At 67.4% G+C, this 18,137-nt stretch carries 19 protein-coding genes; 11 read left to right on the forward strand and 8 right to left on the reverse strand.

Annotation, left to right across the window (positions count from 1 at the left end; translation table 11 throughout):
* The first annotated feature begins 13 nt into the window (after nt 1-13).
* The 7 genes from VCJ71_RS00500 (at nt 14) to recO (ending at nt 4,923) form a co-directional block, all read left to right on the forward strand.
* On the forward strand, nt 14-421 hold the full coding sequence (locus VCJ71_RS00500; RefSeq protein WP_324638375.1) for a DUF983 domain-containing protein: 408 nt from the start codon (nt 14-16) through the stop codon (nt 419-421).
* Nucleotides 421-984 carry an SURF1 family protein gene (locus VCJ71_RS00505; protein ID WP_324638377.1) on the forward strand — a complete coding sequence of 188 codons (564 nt, stop codon included), beginning with the start codon at nt 421-423 and terminating at the stop codon, nt 982-984. The genes VCJ71_RS00500 and VCJ71_RS00505 overlap by 1 nt, the downstream gene beginning before the upstream one ends.
* A 59-nt stretch (nt 985-1,043) precedes the next feature.
* Entirely contained in the window at nt 1,044-2,441 is a 1,398-nt protein-coding gene (gene thrC, locus VCJ71_RS00510; protein WP_324638378.1) for a threonine synthase, read from the forward strand.
* Entirely contained in the window at nt 2,434-3,345 is a 912-nt protein-coding gene (locus VCJ71_RS00515; protein ID WP_324638379.1) for a class I SAM-dependent methyltransferase, read from the forward strand. Before thrC ends, VCJ71_RS00515 begins: the two co-directional genes overlap by 8 nt.
* Nucleotides 3,346-3,456: 111 nt before the next feature.
* Nucleotides 3,457-4,008: a TspO/MBR family protein gene (locus tag VCJ71_RS00520; RefSeq protein WP_324638380.1), complete on the forward strand. Its 552-nt coding sequence runs from the start codon at nt 3,457-3,459 to the stop codon at nt 4,006-4,008.
* Nucleotides 4,009-4,046: 38 nt separating this feature from the next.
* Nucleotides 4,047-4,292 (forward strand): accessory factor UbiK family protein, encoded by a 246-nt coding sequence (locus tag VCJ71_RS00525; protein ID WP_324638382.1) that lies wholly within the window; start codon nt 4,047-4,049, stop codon nt 4,290-4,292.
* A 31-nt stretch (nt 4,293-4,323) separates the two neighbouring features.
* Nucleotides 4,324-4,923, forward strand: coding sequence for a DNA repair protein RecO (recO, locus tag VCJ71_RS00530; RefSeq protein ID WP_324638384.1), 600 nt, complete (start codon nt 4,324-4,326; stop codon nt 4,921-4,923).
* An 8-nt stretch (nt 4,924-4,931) separates the two neighbouring features.
* On the opposite strand, the gene VCJ71_RS00535 is transcribed toward recO, so the two are convergent.
* The 3 genes from VCJ71_RS00535 to VCJ71_RS00545 all read right to left on the reverse strand — a co-directional run bounded on the left by VCJ71_RS00535 (nt 4,932) and on the right by VCJ71_RS00545 (nt 7,515).
* Nucleotides 4,932-6,203, reverse strand: coding sequence for a glycosyltransferase family 39 protein (locus VCJ71_RS00535; RefSeq protein WP_324638385.1), 1,272 nt, complete (start codon nt 6,201-6,203; stop codon nt 4,932-4,934).
* A 97-nt stretch (nt 6,204-6,300) separates the two neighbouring features.
* Complete coding sequence (locus VCJ71_RS00540; RefSeq protein ID WP_324638386.1) at nt 6,301-7,065, reverse strand: hypothetical protein; 765 nt, start codon at nt 7,063-7,065, stop codon at nt 6,301-6,303.
* Nucleotides 7,066-7,128: 63 nt separating this feature from the next.
* On the reverse strand, nt 7,129-7,515 hold the full coding sequence (locus tag VCJ71_RS00545) for a hypothetical protein (protein ID WP_324638387.1): 387 nt from the start codon (nt 7,513-7,515) through the stop codon (nt 7,129-7,131).
* A gap of 87 nt (nt 7,516-7,602) precedes the next feature.
* Here VCJ71_RS00545 and VCJ71_RS00550 point away from each other — a divergent pair, with 87 nt between their 5' ends.
* On the forward strand, nt 7,603-8,142 hold the full coding sequence (locus VCJ71_RS00550; RefSeq protein ID WP_324638389.1) for a TetR/AcrR family transcriptional regulator: 540 nt from the start codon (nt 7,603-7,605) through the stop codon (nt 8,140-8,142).
* Nucleotides 8,143-8,180: 38 nt separating this feature from the next.
* The gene (locus tag VCJ71_RS00555; RefSeq protein ID WP_324638390.1) at nt 8,181-9,386 is read left to right on the forward strand and encodes a trans-sulfuration enzyme family protein; all 1,206 of its coding nucleotides are present in this window, start codon (nt 8,181-8,183) and stop codon (nt 9,384-9,386) included.
* A gap of 170 nt (nt 9,387-9,556) precedes the next feature.
* Here VCJ71_RS00555 and VCJ71_RS00560 read toward each other — a convergent pair whose 3' ends face one another.
* Genes VCJ71_RS00560 through VCJ71_RS00570 form a run of 3 tightly spaced genes read right to left on the reverse strand, consistent with a single transcriptional unit; the run spans nt 9,557 to nt 11,699 of the window.
* On the reverse strand, nt 9,557-9,955 hold the full coding sequence (locus VCJ71_RS00560) for a TadE/TadG family type IV pilus assembly protein (protein ID WP_324638391.1): 399 nt from the start codon (nt 9,953-9,955) through the stop codon (nt 9,557-9,559).
* On the reverse strand, nt 9,952-10,446 hold the full coding sequence (locus VCJ71_RS00565; protein WP_324638392.1) for a TadE family protein: 495 nt from the start codon (nt 10,444-10,446) through the stop codon (nt 9,952-9,954). The genes VCJ71_RS00560 and VCJ71_RS00565 overlap by 4 nt, the downstream gene beginning before the upstream one ends.
* A 5-nt stretch (nt 10,447-10,451) precedes the next feature.
* Complete coding sequence (locus tag VCJ71_RS00570; protein WP_324638393.1) at nt 10,452-11,699, reverse strand: TadE/TadG family type IV pilus assembly protein; 1,248 nt, start codon at nt 11,697-11,699, stop codon at nt 10,452-10,454.
* Between the two features lie 212 nt (nt 11,700-11,911).
* Between VCJ71_RS00570 and VCJ71_RS00575 the strand changes: the two genes are divergently transcribed.
* Nucleotides 11,912-13,903, forward strand: a complete 1,992-nt coding sequence (locus VCJ71_RS00575; RefSeq protein WP_324638394.1) for an alpha/beta hydrolase family protein — start codon at nt 11,912-11,914, stop codon at nt 13,901-13,903.
* An 88-nt stretch (nt 13,904-13,991) separates the two neighbouring features.
* The gene (gene apaG, locus VCJ71_RS00580) at nt 13,992-14,390 is read left to right on the forward strand and encodes a Co2+/Mg2+ efflux protein ApaG (RefSeq protein ID WP_324640845.1); all 399 of its coding nucleotides are present in this window, start codon (nt 13,992-13,994) and stop codon (nt 14,388-14,390) included.
* 4 nt (nt 14,391-14,394) lie between these two features.
* Here apaG and VCJ71_RS00585 read toward each other — a convergent pair whose 3' ends face one another.
* Complete coding sequence (locus VCJ71_RS00585) at nt 14,395-15,897, reverse strand: Ppx/GppA family phosphatase (protein ID WP_324638395.1); 1,503 nt, start codon at nt 15,895-15,897, stop codon at nt 14,395-14,397.
* The gene (locus VCJ71_RS00590; RefSeq protein WP_324638396.1) at nt 15,894-18,113 is read right to left on the reverse strand and encodes an RNA degradosome polyphosphate kinase; all 2,220 of its coding nucleotides are present in this window, start codon (nt 18,111-18,113) and stop codon (nt 15,894-15,896) included. The genes VCJ71_RS00585 and VCJ71_RS00590 overlap by 4 nt, the downstream gene beginning before the upstream one ends.
* Nucleotides 18,114-18,137 lie beyond the last annotated feature (24 nt).

An 18,137-nucleotide genomic window follows, 5' to 3' on the forward strand; every position in this document is an offset into this window, starting at 1 on the left:
GCCTGACCGAGAAATGTCTTACCGACAGGGGCAGCCCGCACAGCGCGTGGCTGCCCTTTTCGGTTCGTGCCCGCACTGCGGCGCAGCGACGCTGTTCGACGGGCCGGTGTCCTTCGCCCCGGAGTGCGCGCAATGCGGGCTCGATTTCTCGCGCTTCAACGTGGGCGACGGGCCGGCGGCGTTCCTCACTTTTGGCGTCGGCGGCCTCGTAACCGCGCTGGCCATCTGGCTGGAGCTTGCGGCGGGTCCGCCGTTCTGGGTCCACATCCTGCTGTGGGTGCCGCTGACCGCGGCGCTGGTGATCGGCGGTCTGCGGGTCGCCAAGGCCTGGCTGCTGCGCGCCGAATACCGCCAGCGGGCCAGCGAAGCCCGGACTGACGAGACGCGCCCGGACACTACGCAAATCGACGAGACTAGCTGATGCGCTTCCCCCTCATCCCCTCCATCATCGTCGCCGGTGCCATCGCGACGATGATCGCGCTCGGCATCTGGCAGCTGGGCCGGGCGGACGAGAAGGAGGCGCTGCTGGCCAGCTACGCCGCGGCGCAGGACAATCCCGACCCGGTCGCCTTTCCTTCCCCCGGGGAGGAAGCGGAGCTGGCGCTTTACCGCCGCGCATCGGTCGACTGCGCGACGGTCCGCGCCATCGAGACCCGCGGCGCCACCTCGGAAAGCGGCGCCAAGGGCTGGGCCCATTACGCCGAATGCACACTGGCCGATGGCGGCGAGGCAGAAGTCGCGCTCGGCTTCAGCCGCGACCCGCAGGCGATCGCGTGGGATGGCGGTGAGGCCACGGGCATCATCGGTCCCGGTCCGAAGCTGGTCGCCGATCCGGCGCTGGCGGGGCTGGACCCGCTGGCGAAGCCCGACCCGGCCGACATTCCGAACAACCACCTCGCCTACGCCGGTCAGTGGTTCTTCTTCGCGCTCACCGCGCTGATCATCTTCGTGCTCGCCGTGCGCCGCAAATCGCGCGGGCTTTAGCCGCACCAACACCCTCTTTCTTGCCGCGCCCTGCGGCCCGCGCTACGCCGCAGCGCAGCATGGACTATATCTCGACCCGCGGCTCCGCGCCCACACTCGACTTCGCCGGCGTCACCCTTGCCGGCCTCGCCAGCGACGGTGGGCTGTACCTGCCTGCCGAGTGGCCGGGCTTCTCGGGCGACCACATCCGCGACATGCGCGGGCTACCCTATGCGGAGCTGGCCGCGCGCGTGATGCAGCCCTTTGTCGGCGACAGCCTGTCGCCGGAGCGGCTGCGCGAATTGTGCGAGGCCGCCTATGGACGCTTCAGCCACGATGCAGTGACCCCGCTCGTCCAGCTCGACCAGCGGCACTGGCTGCTGGAGCTGTTCCACGGCCCCACGCTCGCCTTCAAGGACGTGGCGCTGCAATTGCTCGGCCTGCTTTTCGAGGAATTCCTCGCGCGCGAGGACAAGCACCTGACCATCGTCGGGGCGACCAGCGGGGACACCGGCAGTGCGGCGATCGATGCGGTTGCGGGACGGGAGCGGATCGAGATATTCATGCTCCATCCCGATGGACGGGTCAGCGACGTGCAGCGCCGCCAGATGACCACCATCCGCGCGCCGAACGTCCACAATATCGCCATCGGTGGCAGCTTCGACGACGCGCAGGCGATGGTGAAGCGCATGTTCGCCGATCCGGGCATGGCGGCAGTCAACCTCGGCGCGGTCAATTCCATCAACTGGGCGCGGCTGATGGCGCAGGTGGTCTATTACTTCGCTGCCGCGGTTGGGCTGGGCGCGCCCGACCGCCAGGTCGCCTTCAGCGTGCCGACGGGCAATTTCGGCGACGTCTTTGCCGGCTATGTCGCGGCGCAAATGGGCCTGCCGATCGCGCGGCTGGTGGTCGCCACCAATGTCAACGACATCCTCCACCGCGCCATTGCCAACGGGGACTACTCGGCGGGCGAGGTCACCCCGACCGCCAGCCCCAGCATGGATATCCAGGTCAGCAGCAATTTCGAACGCATGCTGTTCGACGCCGGGGGCCGCGACGGGGCGGCGATGGCGGAGCAGATGCGCGGCTTCGATGCGTCCCGCGCGATGCAGCTTACGAACCTGCAGCGCGAGGGCGTGGCAGGCCTGATGTCCTCGGCCCGGGCCGATGCGACCGACATGAGCCAGGCGATGCGCTGGGCGTTCGACCATGCGGGGCAGGTCATCGACCCGCACACCGCCATCGGCCTGCACGCCGCGCGGGAGCTGGATATCGATGGGGACATTCCCGTCGTCACGCTCGCCACCGCGCACCCGGCGAAGTTCCGCGATCCGGTGGAACGCGCGACCGGCATCCGCCCGGCCTTGCCCGCGCGGATCGGCAATCTCTTCGAGCGTGAAGAGGCGTACGAGACCCTGCCGGGCGATTACGACGCGGTCCGCGATTACGTGCTGCAAGGCGCCGCGCCGCATGGCTGACCTGGTGGAACAGCCGGTCGTGATGGCCGGCAGCGCGTGGGAGGACTACGGCCTCATCGACAGCGGGCACGGGCGCAAGCTGGAACGCTATGGCCGATTCCGTTTCATCCGGCCGGAAGGGCAGGCGCTGTGGGCGCCGCGCTCCGATGACTGGCAGGCGGACGGCGAATTCGTCCCCGCGTCGGACGAGGACGGCGGCGGACGCTGGCAGCTAGGCGCCCACGTACCGGAGGACGGCTGGCCGCTCGCATGGCAGGACGGCGTCCGCTTCACCGCGCAATGCACGCCCTTCCGTCACCTCGGCTTCTTCCCCGACATGGCCCCTGTGTGGGACTGGATGGGCGAGCGGCTAACAGGGCGCGACGACGCCGAAACGATGAACCTGTTCGGCTACACCGGCGTTGGCAGCCTGGCGCTCAGCCGGTTCGGCAAGGTCACCCATGTCGATGCGAGCAAGAAATCGGTCGCCCAGGCGCGCGAGAATGCGGCGCTGTCCGGCATGGAAGACCGCCCGATCCGCTGGCTGGTGGACGATGCCGCGAAGTTCGCCGCCCGCGAAGTGCGGCGGGGCAATCGCTACGACGGGATCATCCTCGACCCGCCCAAGTTCGGGCGCGGGCCGAAAGGGGAAACCTGGCGGCTGGAAGATGCGCTGCCCGGCCTGATCGCCGATTGCCGCAAGCTGCTGGACGGTGACAGCCGGTTCCTGTTCCTGACAGTCTACGCGGTGCGGATGAGCAGCCTTGCCATCGGGGCGATGCTGGCCGAACATTTCGCCGACCTTCCGGGCAGGATCGAGCACGGGGACCTCGCCATGCGGGAAGAGCCCATTGGGCAGGCTCAGGACGATCGAAAGGGCGCGCGCCTGCTGCCCACCGCGATCTTCGCCCGCTGGAGCCGGTGAAGCGGCATCCCGCTGCGGTACACCGCGCGATTGGCGGATTCGCGCCATTGCCCCGCACGCCGCGCGCCGCCATGACACGCCCAAACGATTCGTATTGGGGAAGATACGGCGATGAATCGACTTGCCTCGCAAAGCCAGCTGCGCGCCAGCCTGCTGCGCTGGTCGCTGGTGTGCGTACCGGCGGTCATGCTGCTGGGCTTCCTGTCCGGCATGCTCGGCAGCGATCCGTCGGGGCCGTGGTTCCAGTCGCTCACCAAGCCCGACATCTTCCCGCCGCCCGCCACCTTCGGCATCGTGTGGAGCATCCTGTTCGCCCTGATCGGCTTCGCGCTGGCGCTGGTCTGCGCGGCCTGGGGCGCGCGGGGGCGGGGCATCGCCATCGCCGCCTTCATCGTCCAGTTCGCGCTGGCACTGGCATGGTCGCCGACCTTCTTTGCCGCCCACCAGATCGAAACCGCGCTTTACGTCATCTTCTTCCTCGATGTCGCCGCGATCGTCGCCACGGTGCTGATGTGGCGGGTGCGCAAGCTGGCCGGCGTTCTGATGCTGCCCTATGTCGCGTGGATCCTGTTCGCCACGGTTCTCAATTACCAGTTCCTCCAGGCCAATCCCGATGGCGGTGCGGCGGAGCCGACCGGCGCGGTGCAGACTTTCGAGCTGTGACCTTGCGCAAAGCGGCGGCGCGCGCCATCTAGCCCCTCATGCAGAGCCAGAACCCCCTGATAGCCGATTTCGTGAAGATGGTGAACGGTGCCGCGGGCACCTTTGCCGGCATGACGCGCGAGGCGCGCGAAGCGGCGCGGGAACGCGCGCGGGAAGCCTTCGGCGGCGTGGATTTCGTCAGCCGCGAGGAATTCGACGCGGTGAAGGCGATGGCCGCAAAGGCCCGCGACGAGAACGAAGCGCTGGCGAAGCGCATCGAAGCGCTGGAAGCCGAGCACAAGTGAACCCCTGCGCAGGGGCGGAGGCTACCCTCCCGTGCACCTGAGTGCCCCTGCCATCATAGTCGCCGCGCGGCCGCATGGCGAGACTGCGGTGATTGCCCGCATGCTGACGGAACAGGCCGGCCTCGTCGCCGCCTACATCGCCGGCGGCCGCGGGCGGCAGCTTCGCCCCGTCGTGATCCCCGGCAATGTCGTGGCGGCGGAAATCCGCGCGAAGTCGGCCGGCCAGCTGCCCTATGCGCGGCTGGAACTGGTCGAGAGCCGCGGGCCTTTTCTCACCGAGCCGCTGCCGGCCGCTGCGATCGGCTGGGCCACTTCCCTCACCGCCGCGTCCCTGCCGGAGCTCGAAGCCTACCCTGAGCTCTACGAGGCGCTTGGCGCACTGTTGGCCGCGATCTGCAATGCGGGCGCGGCGCGCGAATGGCTGCGCGCCATCGTCGCCTACGAAGTGCTGGTGCTGCGGGCGCTCGGCTTCGGCGGGGGCGCGCCGCCGCGGGGCGAAACGCTGGAAGGGCTGGTCGCGCGCTTCCGCGAGCAGCGCAAGCCGCTCGCCCGGCATATCTTTGCCGACCGGCGCGGCGACATACTGGCCGCCCGCGACCTTTTGGCAGAGCGGCTGGCGAAGCTGGTCTAGATTTACGCCTAGGCCCAGCTCTTGAGCCAGGTGTAATCCTCGAAGCTGCGCTCCCCCTCCAGCGCGGCGGCGCTCAGGGCGGGCCAGAAATAGGCGAACATCAGCGCGCTGATCGCGAGGATGCCGGCGGCGAGCCATTTCCACCCGCGCTGCCACATCGCGTCGAGCCACAACGCCACGCAGCCCATCAGCAGCGTGTGCGGCACAAGGTAGTGGTAATAGAACTGGATGGGCTTCGCGGCGACGATCCAGAACCCGATGCTGACCGCATAAAGCACCGCCAGCGCGAGCGCGGCACGGTTGCCTTTCCATCCGGCCCACGCGCACCAGCCGAAGCCGATCAGCCCGACCAGCGAACTGAACGGATTGCCCAGCAGCACCACCGCGCGCTGTGCCCCGTCGACATTCTCGTATAGGTACCAGATCGCGCGCCAGTTCCCGACCCACTGGTACCACACGCTCTGGTAGGGATGCGGTTCGATCACCTGTCCCTGCAGGTCGAGCATGTCCCACTGCAGCGAGACGATATCGGTGAAGCCGAGCGCGTAATTCTCGTAGACGAGGTAGGGCCAGAAGCTGACGAAATAGGTCAGCAGCGGCACCACGCCGAGCCACAGTCCGGCCTCCAGCAGCGAGATGCCAGGCACCGGCGCGCCGCGGCGGCAGGTGAGGATATTGCCGTGATAATGCATCGCCCGGACGGCGAGGAAGGCGAGGCCCGGCACCGGCATCAGCGCCAGCACGCTCCATTTCGCGCCCATGGCGAGGCCCATGAACACGCCCGCGAGCGCCAGCCGCCAGCGCGCCGTCTCCGCCTCCCTGACCGCTGCGGCGAGCTGCCACAGGGCCAGCAGCAGGAAACCGACCATGAAGCTGTCGAGCATGGCAATACGGGCGTGAACCACCAGCGGGAAACCGGTCGCGAGCAAGATGCCGAAAGCGACCGTGGCGAAGCGCGAACAGCTGGCGAACCACATGGCGCGCAGGCCGGCGAAGAAGCCGATCACGCCGAACAGCGCGGCCATGACGCGCCAGCCGAAGGGCTCGTCGCCGAACAACCAGATGCCTAGCGCGATCAGCTGCTTGCCGACCATCGGGTGCTCGACATTTGCCGGTCCGGACAGCTCCATCAGCGTGCGCGCGGCGGGCACGTAATGGACCTCGTCGAACATGATGATGCCGGGGATGGCCAGCCGGGTGAAGCACAGAGCGGCAAACCCGGCGGTGAGCAGCAGGCTCCAGCCGATCGGATCGCGGGGATGGGCCGGTGCGTGCGACATCGGCGCGCAGGCTTAGCAGCGCGCCGACGAGGTGCAAGGGGTCAGGGGCGCGCAGGCTTATGATCGCGCCGACGAGGTGCAAGGGGTCAGCGGTTGCCTATCCCGCGCGAACGAACGCCGCGGTGCAGCGCTGGCCGGCAGACGTGCTGCCGAGCGATGCACCGTCCAGCGTCAGCGCGTCGCCTTCCACCGTCACGGATCCCGCCGCGATGTCCCCGGGTATGAAATTGCCGCCGGTCGGGTTGACCGACAGCGTGCCGCTGGTCGCGTCGTATTCGTAGCCGCCCCAGTAATCGACGTAGCGTTCGAATGGCTGGAAGGTGAGCGACATCGAGCCGTCCGCGCGGAACACGAGTTCGCCGACACGCCCGCCACCGGGACAATCCTCGCGCCGCTGGCTCCACCGTCCCACAAGCGGATTGGCCGCCGCGTCATAGGCGAGCACCGCGCCCTTGATAGGCTTCATCGCCCAAGTGCCCTCGATCGTCGTTTCGCCTTCGGGCGCAGGGGTCAGCCACAGCTGGCCATCGCGCCATTCGAGGCTGGCGGAAGCGGGCGAGACCTGGAGGCTGCGCAGGCATCCGACCTCGACCGGGTACCACAGGTGCGATCCGACCACCCATTGCGGCTCGAGCGCAACAGCCGTGCCCGCCGCGACAGATGGCCGGTCGAACCAGAAGATCGGCGTGCCCGGCTGTCCGCGCGTGTCGCATTGCGAAAGCTCCGCTGCGGGGAAGCCTTCGGGCATGGTCTCGAGGCTGCCGTAACCGGGTGCAGGCGGGGTGCTCGCCGGCTCGCCGCCGCCGGTCGACGTATGGCAGGCCGCCAGCGAAAGGCACGCAAGAATGGCGGTCAAGCGCATGAAATCTCTCCCCAGACGCGACCCGGGTGGGGGGAGGCTACCAGCCCGTGCGCAGGATGCAAATCAGCCCGCCGTGCGCTTCTCCGCCGCGAGCACGCGGGCGAGGAAGGCAAGGAGGCCGATGCTGCCCGTAAAGCAGGTGAGCAGGATATAGGGCACCGGCGAGATGCCCTGCGCCCGTGCGCGCGGTGCCAGGAGGAACAGCGCGATGCCGAGCGCGATGACCAGGTCGTACCACACCTGGATGCCCCAGAAGTTCGTCGAATGGTTGGCGTAGAAACCGGTCACGCCCTCCTGCGCCACGGTCAGCACGGTGTAGGCGGCAAAGGCGGTGCAGGTCGCGGCGGCCAGCGCGGCGCTGCCGCGTGCATCCTTGGCCAGCAGTATGTAGAGATAGGCGATGCCGCCGGCGACGAGGCCGGCCCAGAAGAGGATTTCGAACGACGTCATGGCAAGTCTCCGTGCTGCGATTCGTGTAGCGGGTGCTACACAACTAGCGGATTGTAGCAGGTGCTACAAGTGCGTAGGCTGCCGCCGATGATGGCCGCGCAGAATCGCAAGGAGGAATGGCTCCCGCTGATTGCCAATTACGTCGCGCAGCACGGGCTGGGCGGGGCGAGCCTGCGGCCGTTGGCCAAGGCGATCGGCACCAGCGACCGGATGCTCATCTATCACTTCGGCTCGAAGGACGGGCTGATGACCGAGCTGCTCGGCTTCGTGTCGGCGCAGGTGATGGCGATGCTCGATGCCGCTGCGCAGGGCAGCCGTGCGGAGAGCCGCCACGCCTGCCTCGTCATGCTCGGCACGCTGATGCGCAACCCCATGCTGCGGCCGTTCCTGCGCACCTGGGGGGAGATGCTAGTCGAGGCGGAAGGCGGCAACGCGCTCTATCGCGACAGCGCGCAGGCGATCGTCGCCCGGCTCGACCGCTGGATCCGCGACCACTTGCCCGAGGACGATCCCGATCCCGATGCGGCAGCGGCGCAGATCCTGGCGCTGGTGGAGGGGATCGGCGTGCTAGACATGGCGGGCTGCAGCGACATCGCCGACCGCGTGCTGGCCGCGCCGCTCGCCTGATTGCCAAGCGCGCGCGCCTGCCATAGGGCGCGAAGGCGATGAAGAAGACCACCGGAATGGACCGCGCGACGACGCGCAACTGGCGCCCCGCAACGCAGGCCGTGCGCGGCGGCACGTGGCGCAGCGAGCATGGCGAGACGAGCGAGGCGCTTTTCCTCACCTCCGGCTATACCTATGACGATGCTGCCACGGTCGCGGCGCGCTTTGCGGGCGACGAGCCGGGCATGACCTATTCGCGCCTGCAGAACCCCACCGTGGCGATGCTGGAAGAACGCATCGCGTTGATGGAAGGGGCGGAGGCCTGCCGCACCCAAGCCAGCGGGATGGCGGCGATGACCGCGGCGCTGCTGTGCCAGCTGGAGACAGGCGACCACGTCGTCGCGGCGAAGGCGGCGTTCGGTTCGTGCCGCTGGCTGGTCGACCAGCTGCTGCCGAAATTCGGCATCGAGACCTCCGTGATCGACAGCGCCGACAACGACGCGTGGGAGGCCGCGATCCGCCCGAACACCAAGGTGTTCTTCTTCGAAACCCCGGCCAACCCCACGCTGGATGTGGTGGACCTCGCCCATGTGTGCGCGGTGGCGAAGGCGCATGGCATCGTGACGGTGGTCGACAACGCCTTTGCCAGCCCTGCCTTGCAGCGGCCGATGGAATTCGGCGCGGACGTTGTCGCCTACAGCGCGACGAAGCTGATGGACGGTCAGGGCCGCGTGCTCGCCGGCGCGGTGTGCGGGACGGAAGAGTGGATTACCGAAACACTGCTGCCGTTCCAGCGCAACACCGGGCCGAACCTGTCGCCCTTCAACGCATGGGTCGTCCACAAGGGACTGGAAACGCTCGACATGCGCGCCCGGCGCCAGAGCGAAAATGCGGTCGAGCTCGGCCGTTTCATCGAAGGCCGCGTGGCGGGAATGCGCCATCCGGGCTTGCCCAGCCATCCGCGCCACGAACTCGCGATGAAGCAGATGGTCGCGACCGGGCCGATCTTCGCTTTCGACGTGGCCGACCGGGCCCAGGCCTTCGCGCTGCTCGATGCGCTGGAGCTGGTCGATATCTCGAACAATATCGGCGATGCGCGCAGCCTGATGTGCCATCCCGCCAGCACCACCCATGCCAACATGAGCGAGGACGCGCGCGAGGACATGGGCGTGACCGAAGGCCTGCTGCGGATCAACGTCGGGCTGGAAGATATCGAGGACCTGAAGGAAGACCTCGACCGGGCGCTGGCGAAAGCGGGGCTCTGACGCCCCGCCCCGCGCTGGCTCTCAGCGCTTGCCCACCATCAGCTGGCACAGGCACACACACAGCATGGCATAGCTTTTCAGGAAGCTTTGGGCGCGGGCCATCTGTGTCATTCGTGTTCTCCTGTTAGACTGAAATTAACCATGAAACCGCGCGGGAAACGGGCGCAGCTTCAGGTGGGAAGCCAGGACTGCCGCGTTTCTTCGAGCTTGATCGCAGGGATCGGGGCGAAGGGGATGACCGGCGTCATTTCGTATTTCATCGTCACGCGGCCGTATGTGGCAGCGCCGGACGTGCCCTTGGTATAGGTGACCGATTTCACGCCCTTGGGATCGATGCCGACCAGCGCGGCCTTGGTCGCGTCGGTGATTTCGGTGTCGGTCGCGTCCCAGTCCACCTTGGCAAGGCGGATGCCTTCGCCCAGCGCATGGCGCATCGCGCCATTGGCGTGCAGGACCATGCCGAACTGCAGGATGCCGATCATGATCGTCACCAGCACGGGAATGGCAAAGGCGTATTCGACGCCGAGCGAGCCGTTCTCGTCGCGGCGGAGGCGGACCAGCACGCTCACTGGAAGCGCACCACGCTGTCGCCGACCACGCTGACGCTGGTGGTCGAGCCTTCCTGCCGGCTGGCGCCGAAATTGGCGAAGGCCTTCCAGTTGAACTGCGTCTTCACCGCGCGCGTGATGGCAATGCTGGCGAAGCGGGCCTGGGCCTGGCCGGCAGGGCAGGCGGTGTTGAAATCGGTCTGCTTGACGCCGTTGCATTCCAGGAACAGCTCGACGGTCACGTCCTTGGCCGGCACGCCGGCGGCGGCGGCCGCTTCGGTAACAAGGTAGCTGCCGTTGTTGCTGGTCGGGCGGCGCGACAGGGCGAAGTCGGTGGTGCGCTGCGCCGCCTGTTCGAGGTCGATCTTCGCGGAGACTAGGCGCGAGACATCGACCATGCCGAGGCACAGGAGCATCAGGATCGGCGCGACCAGCGCCAGTTCCAGCAGGCCGACGCCCGCTTCGTCCCGGCGCAGGCGGCGCAGCAAGGGGGATAGGGTAAGCTTCGTCATGGCGTTTACTCCACCACCCGGATGACGCGGGCGGCCCGGTCGTAATCGTCGTAATCGCTGCTGCACTGGTTGCGGACCTTGCCGCTGCCGGTCATTTCGATCCGGTAGGTGACCAGCATCAGGCACTTCGAATCGTGGTTCGACCCGCCGTTGAACTTCATCTCGCCCATCGGGAAATAGACGATCCCGTCGAGCAGTATGTCCGCCCCGCCGTTGATCGTGTTGCCGGTCGTGAGCGCGGCCGGATCCTGGTAGAACAAAATATTGGCCCAAGTCGCATCGACGCTGGAATCGGGCGCGGCAAGGTCGACTTGCGCGCCTGCCGAAATGTCCAGCGTGGCGATGTTGCTGCCCGGGCCGGTCAGGATGAATGTCACGTCCGTGCCGGTGATCTTGGCCTGCGAGTTGATCTTCAGGTCGCCGCCGTCGATGATGTAGACGCCGGGATCGAAATGGACCGTCCCGCGGATCGTCAGCCCGTTGCAATACCGGCCCTCCGTCAGCGTGACGCTGGTGTTCGGCTGCACGGTCTTGTTGTTGAACAGGCAGCTGGCGGGCGATGCCGGCGGCTGCAGCATGCGCGAGGCCAGCGGGTCTTTCACCGGCTGGCCATAGGGGATCAGCGTGGTGCCCGGATCGATGTTGTCGTTGCTGCCCACGTTGATGCCGCCGCGGGCCGAAATCGGGTTGGCGCGCAGCTTGCTCGAGCCGCCGATGTCGACCGAGGTGTTGAAGGCGGAGTTGGAGATGACGCCGCAGCCGAAGTCGAGATCGGCATCGCCGCTCACGTCCACGCCCTTGCCGCTCGGCGCCAGCGCATAGACGCAGTTCTCGCCGTCGTTGATGCTGGCCGCGACGGATCGCACGCGGATGCTGGGCGCAGCGTTCAGGAACAGGCTGGAAAAGGGCAGGCGCTGCGTGGTGGTGGCGACCACTTCCACGGCCAGCGTATTGTCCTTCCAGCTGCCCGAAGTCGGCGGGTTCGTCATGCTGACGATCGAATAGGCGGTGTTGGCGGTGCGCTTCAGCTCGCTTTCGGCGGCTGTTTTCCAGCCGGCGCCTTGGCTCTGGTTGAGCGCGCCGGCGAGGGCCGAACTGTCGACCGCCTGCTGCATCTGGCGCTTCCACAGGTACCACTGCACGGTATCGACGCCGATGCCGGCTGCGCCGACCATGGCCATCGTGCCCGCACCGGCAATCACCAGCACGTTGCCGCGTGTGTCGCTCTTCAGCTTCTGCAGTAGTCCAGTCATTGGATCGGGCCCCCGATGCTTAATTCCCGGTGAAATTGCCGCCCACGTGTTAACGGATGTAAAGCTTTTGCGGTTTTCGAGATTTTAACCATGCCGGGCGGTGCATATGTGCCGCCAACCCTTAATATCCGGTGCAATCGCACATCTGTATGCTTCCAATCCGCATCTCCCGGAGGCTATGAAGACGCCATATTCTTCGTGGGGGCGCACCGATGACGAAACGATTTTCCGCCGCGGCATGGGTGGTGATGTTCGCGGCCATGCCGCTGCCGGGTTTGGCGCAGGAGGCCGAGAACGCCCCGCTACGCCCCGCTCCGGCAAGCTATGTGCCGCCGCAGGCGGATATTCCCATGCCGCCGATCATCGCGCCGGCCGACTTCGCCCGGCAGAGCGAATTCGGCACCGCGCTACTGTCGCCGGATGGCTCGACAATCGCGATCCGCACGCAATTGCCCGACCGCACGGCGATCGCGTTTCTCGATGTCGCTTCGCGCCAGGCGGTGAAGCGGCTCGACATTGCCGAGAACCTGAGCCTCGAATGGTTCCAGTGGGCGGGTAATGGAAGGCTCATCTTCTCGCTTTCCGAAGCGGGCGTCTTCGGCGAGGAGGAGGTGCGCTACACGCGGCTGATGGTCTTCGACCTCGCCACCAACGAGCAGCGGTTGGTCGGCGACGACAGGTCGCGTGCGGTCGACGGCGACAATGTCATCTACACCGACCCGGACGGCGAATACGTGCTGCTGTCCGTGCAGCGCGTCATCTTCGAATACCCCAGCGTCTACCGTGTCGATCTCGACGAAGGGGGTAAGCGGGATCGGGTCCAGTTGCCGCGCGACGGGGTTTGGAACTGGGTGGCCGACGCGGGCGGCACGGTGCGGGCCGGGCTCGGCTGGCACCAGAACCGCCTGCGCATCTGGTATCGCTCCGACGCGCAGGGCGAGCTCGAGCTCATCGGCAAGCTCCGCGAGGGCGATACGGACGGGTTCTACGACATCTCCCGGATCGTGTCGGGGTCGGATGAAGGCTATGCCCTGTGGCGCGACGACGGCGGCCGCGTGGCGCTGGTGCGGATGAATTTCGTCACCCGCGAACCGGTTGCCACCGTCTATCGCAACGATGACTGGGACGTTGACGAGGCGCTGTTCGACGACGAGGGCGAGCCGCTGGCCGTGCGCTTTACCGACGATCGCGACCGCATCGTCTGGCTGAACGAGGACATAACAAGGCTGCAGCGCCAGATCGACGGGGCCTTGCGCGAACAGGAAAAGTGGATCGTCTCCCACGCCGAATCCGCGGGCCGCATGCTGGTCTGGGCCGGGGGAGAGGACGATCCGGGCGGGCTCTACCTCTTCGATGCGGGCGAGCGGCGGATGATCCAGCTGGCCGAATACCGGCCCGAGCTGATGGGGCAGACGCTGGCGAAGCCCGTGCCGGTCTCCTACACCGCGCGCGACGGCACCCGGATAGCCGCCTACCTCACCGTACCCGCCGGGCGTCCGGCAACCGGGCTCCCCCTTATCATAATGCCCCACGGCGGTCCCTACGGCATCCGCGACCGGCTGGCGTATGACGACGAGGTCCAACTGCTCGCCAACCACGGCTATGCCGTGCTGCAGCCCAACTTCCGCGGTTCGGGCGGTTACGGCAGGGAGTTCGAGCAGCTCGGCAACGGCCAGATGGGCCGCAAGATGCAGGACGATCTCGACGATGCGATGGACTGGGCCGTGGCGCAGGGCATCGCAGAGCCGGGGCGCGTGTGCTTGATGGGCGGCTCCTACGGCGGCTATGCGGCAATGTGGGGCCTGATCCGCAATCCCGAACGCTATGCCTGCGCGATCAGCTTCGCCGGACCGTCCGACCTCGACCGGCAACTGCGCTACGACCGCCAGTCCTTCACCCGCAAGGGCGCGCGGCGCTGGGTGGAGCGGGTCGAGGGGGAGGATTTCGACCTGGCCCGCGTTTCCCCCGCAGAGCAGGCGGAGAGCCTGTCGCGCCCGCTGCTGATCGCGCACGGGAAGGACGACACGGTTGTGCCCTACAGCCAGTTCCGCCGCATGGAGCGGGCCACGCGCGGTTCGCCTTTCGTCACGGCGCTGACTTTCGAAGGCGAGGGCCACGGCTTGCAGAAAGAGGAAAGCCGCCAGCGCTGGTATGCGGCCGTGCTCGATTTCCTCGCGCGCCACAATCCGCCCGACCCGCGCTAGGCCGGGTCCGGCATTTGGCCGGATTGGCGGTCAATAACTCGCCCCGCGCCCTTGCGGCATCGGGCGCGGGGCCTAGATTGAACCCATGATGCAAGCCTTCTTCCAGCACGCCGCGATTACCGAGGGCATCACCGTGCGCGTGGCGGTGAATTTCATGCCCGAACAGTCGGAGCCGGAGAACGGCCGCTGGTTCTGGGTCTATCATATCCGCATCGAGAACGGGTCGGACGATACCGTCCAGCTGCTATCCCGCCACTGGCGCATCACCGATGCGCGCGGGATGGTGAACCATGTCGATGGCGAAGGCGTGGTCGGGGAAACCCCGGTGCTGGAGCCGGGGCAGACGCACGACTATGTCTCCGGCTGCCCGCTGACGACGCCCCATGGCAACATGGAAGGCTTCTACACCTTCGCGCGCCGCGCGGGCGAGCCGCTGGAAGTGCGCATCCCCTTCTTCCCGCTGAGCGCGCCGGCTGAAGCGCAATAGCGCGTCAGCGGGTGACCGGGGCGATCTCCAGCCTCGGTTCCAGCTCCATCCATTCCGCCAGCGCGGTAAGGTCCGCGATGATCCCGTCGCTCGCCAGCGCAGCCTTTGCGGGATCGAGCGTCATCACCAGCGTCCCGTCCTTCGCATCCAGCGCGCTTTCCGACAGCGAGACGCGCGACGCGGCGCTGAGGCGGTAGCCGAGCCGCAGGCCGAGGCCCCAGGCGGTCGCCTCGCGCAGGTCCTCCTCGCTCGCCAGCGCATCCAGTTCCCTGGGCCAGCTAGTCTTGCCGCAGCTCGCCAGCAGTGCGGCGGCGAGCATCGCGCGTTCGCGCGGCGTCACGCCGACCCAGCGCTTGTCGAGCGCCCATTCGACCGCGTGGCGATAGCGCAGGTTCGGCTCCACCCGCCGCAACGCGATGGCGAGCATGGCGGCGGCGAAACGCAGCCGCTCGTGCCCCTTGCCCGGGCTGCGCGCGGTGTCGACGCTCCACGCGGCGAGCAGCGATCCGTCGGTCACCACTTCCTGCCCGCCGGAAAAGCTCGCCGTGCCCGAAATGAGCGGGTCCTTCACCTTGCGGTGCGGCTCCAGCCGGTCGTAAAGCAATCCTTCGCGCAGGCCCCAGCTGGAGAATACCAGCCGGTCGGGCTTCAGCTCGGCCAGCATCGCGCGCAGCAGCGCCGCGGCATCGGGCAGCATTTCGGAGCGCATGGAAGAGATGCCCGAAATGTCCGACAGCTGGTCGGGCGATTTGCCCGCCACCCGCTTCGCCAGCTTTTCCGCGCGCGCGCCATCGAGGATGTAGCCGTGCGGATCGGTCAGCGGGTTCTTTTCGTCGCGCATGGCAAAGGCGGCAAAGGCGCGCCACGTGCCGCCGACCATGTAGAGCGTCTGACCCTGTTCCAGCTCTGCGCTGGCGGGCTTCAGCATCGTGCGTAGCCGGCGATGGAAATCCGGCCCAGCATCGCTGCGCAGGGCGGGCAGGCGCAGCGTGCCGAGCGGCAGGCTGTGCCCGCCGTGGCATTCCCCGTCGGCGATCCGCACCAGCTCCAGGCTGCCGCCGCCGATGTCGGCCACCGTGCCTTTCGCGCCCGGAAAGGCGCCGATCGCGCCCATGGCGGACACGCGCGCTTCCTCCTCGCCCGGCAGGACCTCAGGGTCGAGGCCGAGGGCGCGGACCTGTTCGATGAAGGCGGGGCCGTTATCCGCCTCGCGCGCGGCTGCGGTGGCGACGGTCTGCACGTCCTGCACGCCGAGCCCGTCCACCAGCATGGCATAGCGGGCGAGCGCGCCGAGCGCTTCGGCGGAGGCGTGCTCGGGAATCGATCCGGTGGCCGAAAGATCCTGCCCCAGCCGCGCGGCGACCTTCTCGTTCCACACCGGCACCGGCGCGCGGCGCGGCCCGTCGTAGACGACGAGGCGCACCGTATTAGAACCGATGTCGATGACCGCGCGCGGGCTGGAATCCTGCCGCCGCCCGCGCGCCGATTGCGCCCGGAACCCGCTCACGCGCCTGAAACCGCTGACGCAGAGGTGCCGCGCAGCGTCAAGCGGGGGATGGAATCGAGGTCGCGCGCAGTGCCGCGGCCGGAAAGGGAGGGGTTGCGCATGAAATACTCATGGCAGTTGAATGCGCTTTCGTCACCATCGTCCCCGACCCGCAGCCGTTCGTAACCGCCATCGGGCGTCATCCGCCAGCTTTGTTCGGTGTCGAGGATGTTCGCCAGCATCACCTGGTTCAGCACCTGGGCGTGGACCGTCTTGTTGGTCAGCGGCACCATCAGTTCCACCCGCCGGTCGAGATTGCGCTCCATCGCGTCGGCACTGGTGAGGAACACCGCCGCCTGCTTGCCGGGCAGTTCCCCGCCGTTGGCAAAGGCCCAGATGCGGCCGTGTTCGAGGAAGCGGCCGATGACCGACTTCACGCGGATATTCTCCGACAGGCCCGGAACGCCCGCGCGCAGGGAGCAGATGCCGCGCACCACCAGCTGGATATCGACCCCGGCGCTGCCCGCGGCATAGAGCCGGTCGATGATCCCGCGATCGGTCAGCGAGTTCAGCTTTGCCCAGATCGCTGCCGGCTTGCCCGCCGCCGCGTTGGCCGCTTCCGCATCGATCAGCTCGCCCAGCTTTTCCCGCAGCGAAAGGGGAGAGATGACCAGCTTTTCGAGACTCGCCGGCTCGACATAGCCGGTGACGAAGTTGAACAGCTTGGCGGCATCGCGCCCCAGAGCGGGGTTGGCGGTGAAGTAGCTGAGATCGGTGTAGATCTTGGCGTTGGTCGGGTGGTAATTCCCGGTACCGAAGTGGCAGTAGGTGCGATAGCCTTCCTCTTCGCGCCGCACGACCAGGCTGACCTTCGCATGGGTCTTCAGTTCGGCGATCCCGTAGACCACCTGCACGCCCGCGCGCTCGAGCTCGCTTGCCCAGCGGATGTTGCGCTCTTCGTCGAAGCGGGCTTTCAGTTCGACCACGGCGGTCACGGCCTTGCCGGCCTCCGCCGCATCCATCAGCGCCTCGATAACCGGCGACTGGTCGCCCGCACGATAAAGCGTCTGCTTGATGGAGACGACCGCCGGGTCGCTCGCCGCCTGGCGCAGGAAATCGACCACCACCTCGAAGCTTTCATACGGGTGGTGAACCACGAAATCCTTTTCCCGGATCGCGCTGAAGCAATCGCCGTCATGCGCGACGACGCGTTCGGGATAGCGCGGGGAGAAGGGCGAGAACTTGAGGTCGGGGCGCGGCTCGTCGCAGATGGTGGCAAGGTCGGACAGGCCGAGCATGCCGCCGGTCTTGACGATCATCGCCTCGTCGAGGTCGAAATGCTCGCGCAGCAGGGCCTCGGCAGCCTCGTCGCATTCGTCGTCGAGTTCCAGCAACACGGCGCGCCCGCGGCGGCGGCGCTGGATGGCGGTGCGGAACACGCGGACGAGGTCTTCGGCCTCTTCCTCCACTTCCAGGTCGCTGTCGCGCAGCACGCGGAACAGCCCGTCGCCCTGGATCTTGAAGCCGGGGAACAGGTGTTTGGCGAAGCTGACGATCAGCTGCTCGATGGCGACATACAGCGTGGCGCGGTCGTTCTCGCTGTCGGGGACGCGCACGAAGCGCGGCACGCCCGACGGGATCAGCACCATTTCCATCAGGGAAGACTGGCCCTTGCCGCGCTTCAGGCGGAAGATCGCGCCCATCCCGGTGTTGGCGACGAAGGGGAAGGGGTGCGAGGGATCGATCGCCTGCGGGGTGATCAGCGGCAGGATGTCCGAAACGAAATAGGCCTCCAGCCATTTCGCCTCGTCCTTGTCGAGATCCTCGACCGCCGCGATCTCGAGGCCGTTTTCGGCCAGCTTCGGGGCGAGTGCCTGCAGCGTGGCCTGCTGGCGATCCTCGATCTCCAGCACTTCCTGCCGGATCGCGGCGAGTTGCTGGCGCGGGTCGCGCCCGTCGATGGCGATATCCTCGATCCCCCGGCGCGCCTGCCCTTCCAGCCCGGCGATGCGCACGGTGGTGAACTCGTCGAGGTTGCTGGCGGAAATCGACAGGAAGCGCAGCCGTTCCAGCAGCGGGTAGGCGTCGTTCTCCGCCTCTGCCAGGACGCGGCTGTTGAACGCGAGCCAGCTGAGCTCGCGATTGACGTAATTGCCGGGGACGAAGCCGTCCTCGCCCGCCGCATCGGGCCCCTCGGCATCGCTGCCGGGCGCGTAGGGATCGTAGGTTTCGTGCACGACCGCATGGGCTAATGCCGGAAT

It is taken from the genome of Pseudoblastomonas aquimaris (genome assembly GCF_035481675.1).
GTDB lineage: Bacteria > Pseudomonadota > Alphaproteobacteria > Sphingomonadales > Sphingomonadaceae > Alteriqipengyuania_B.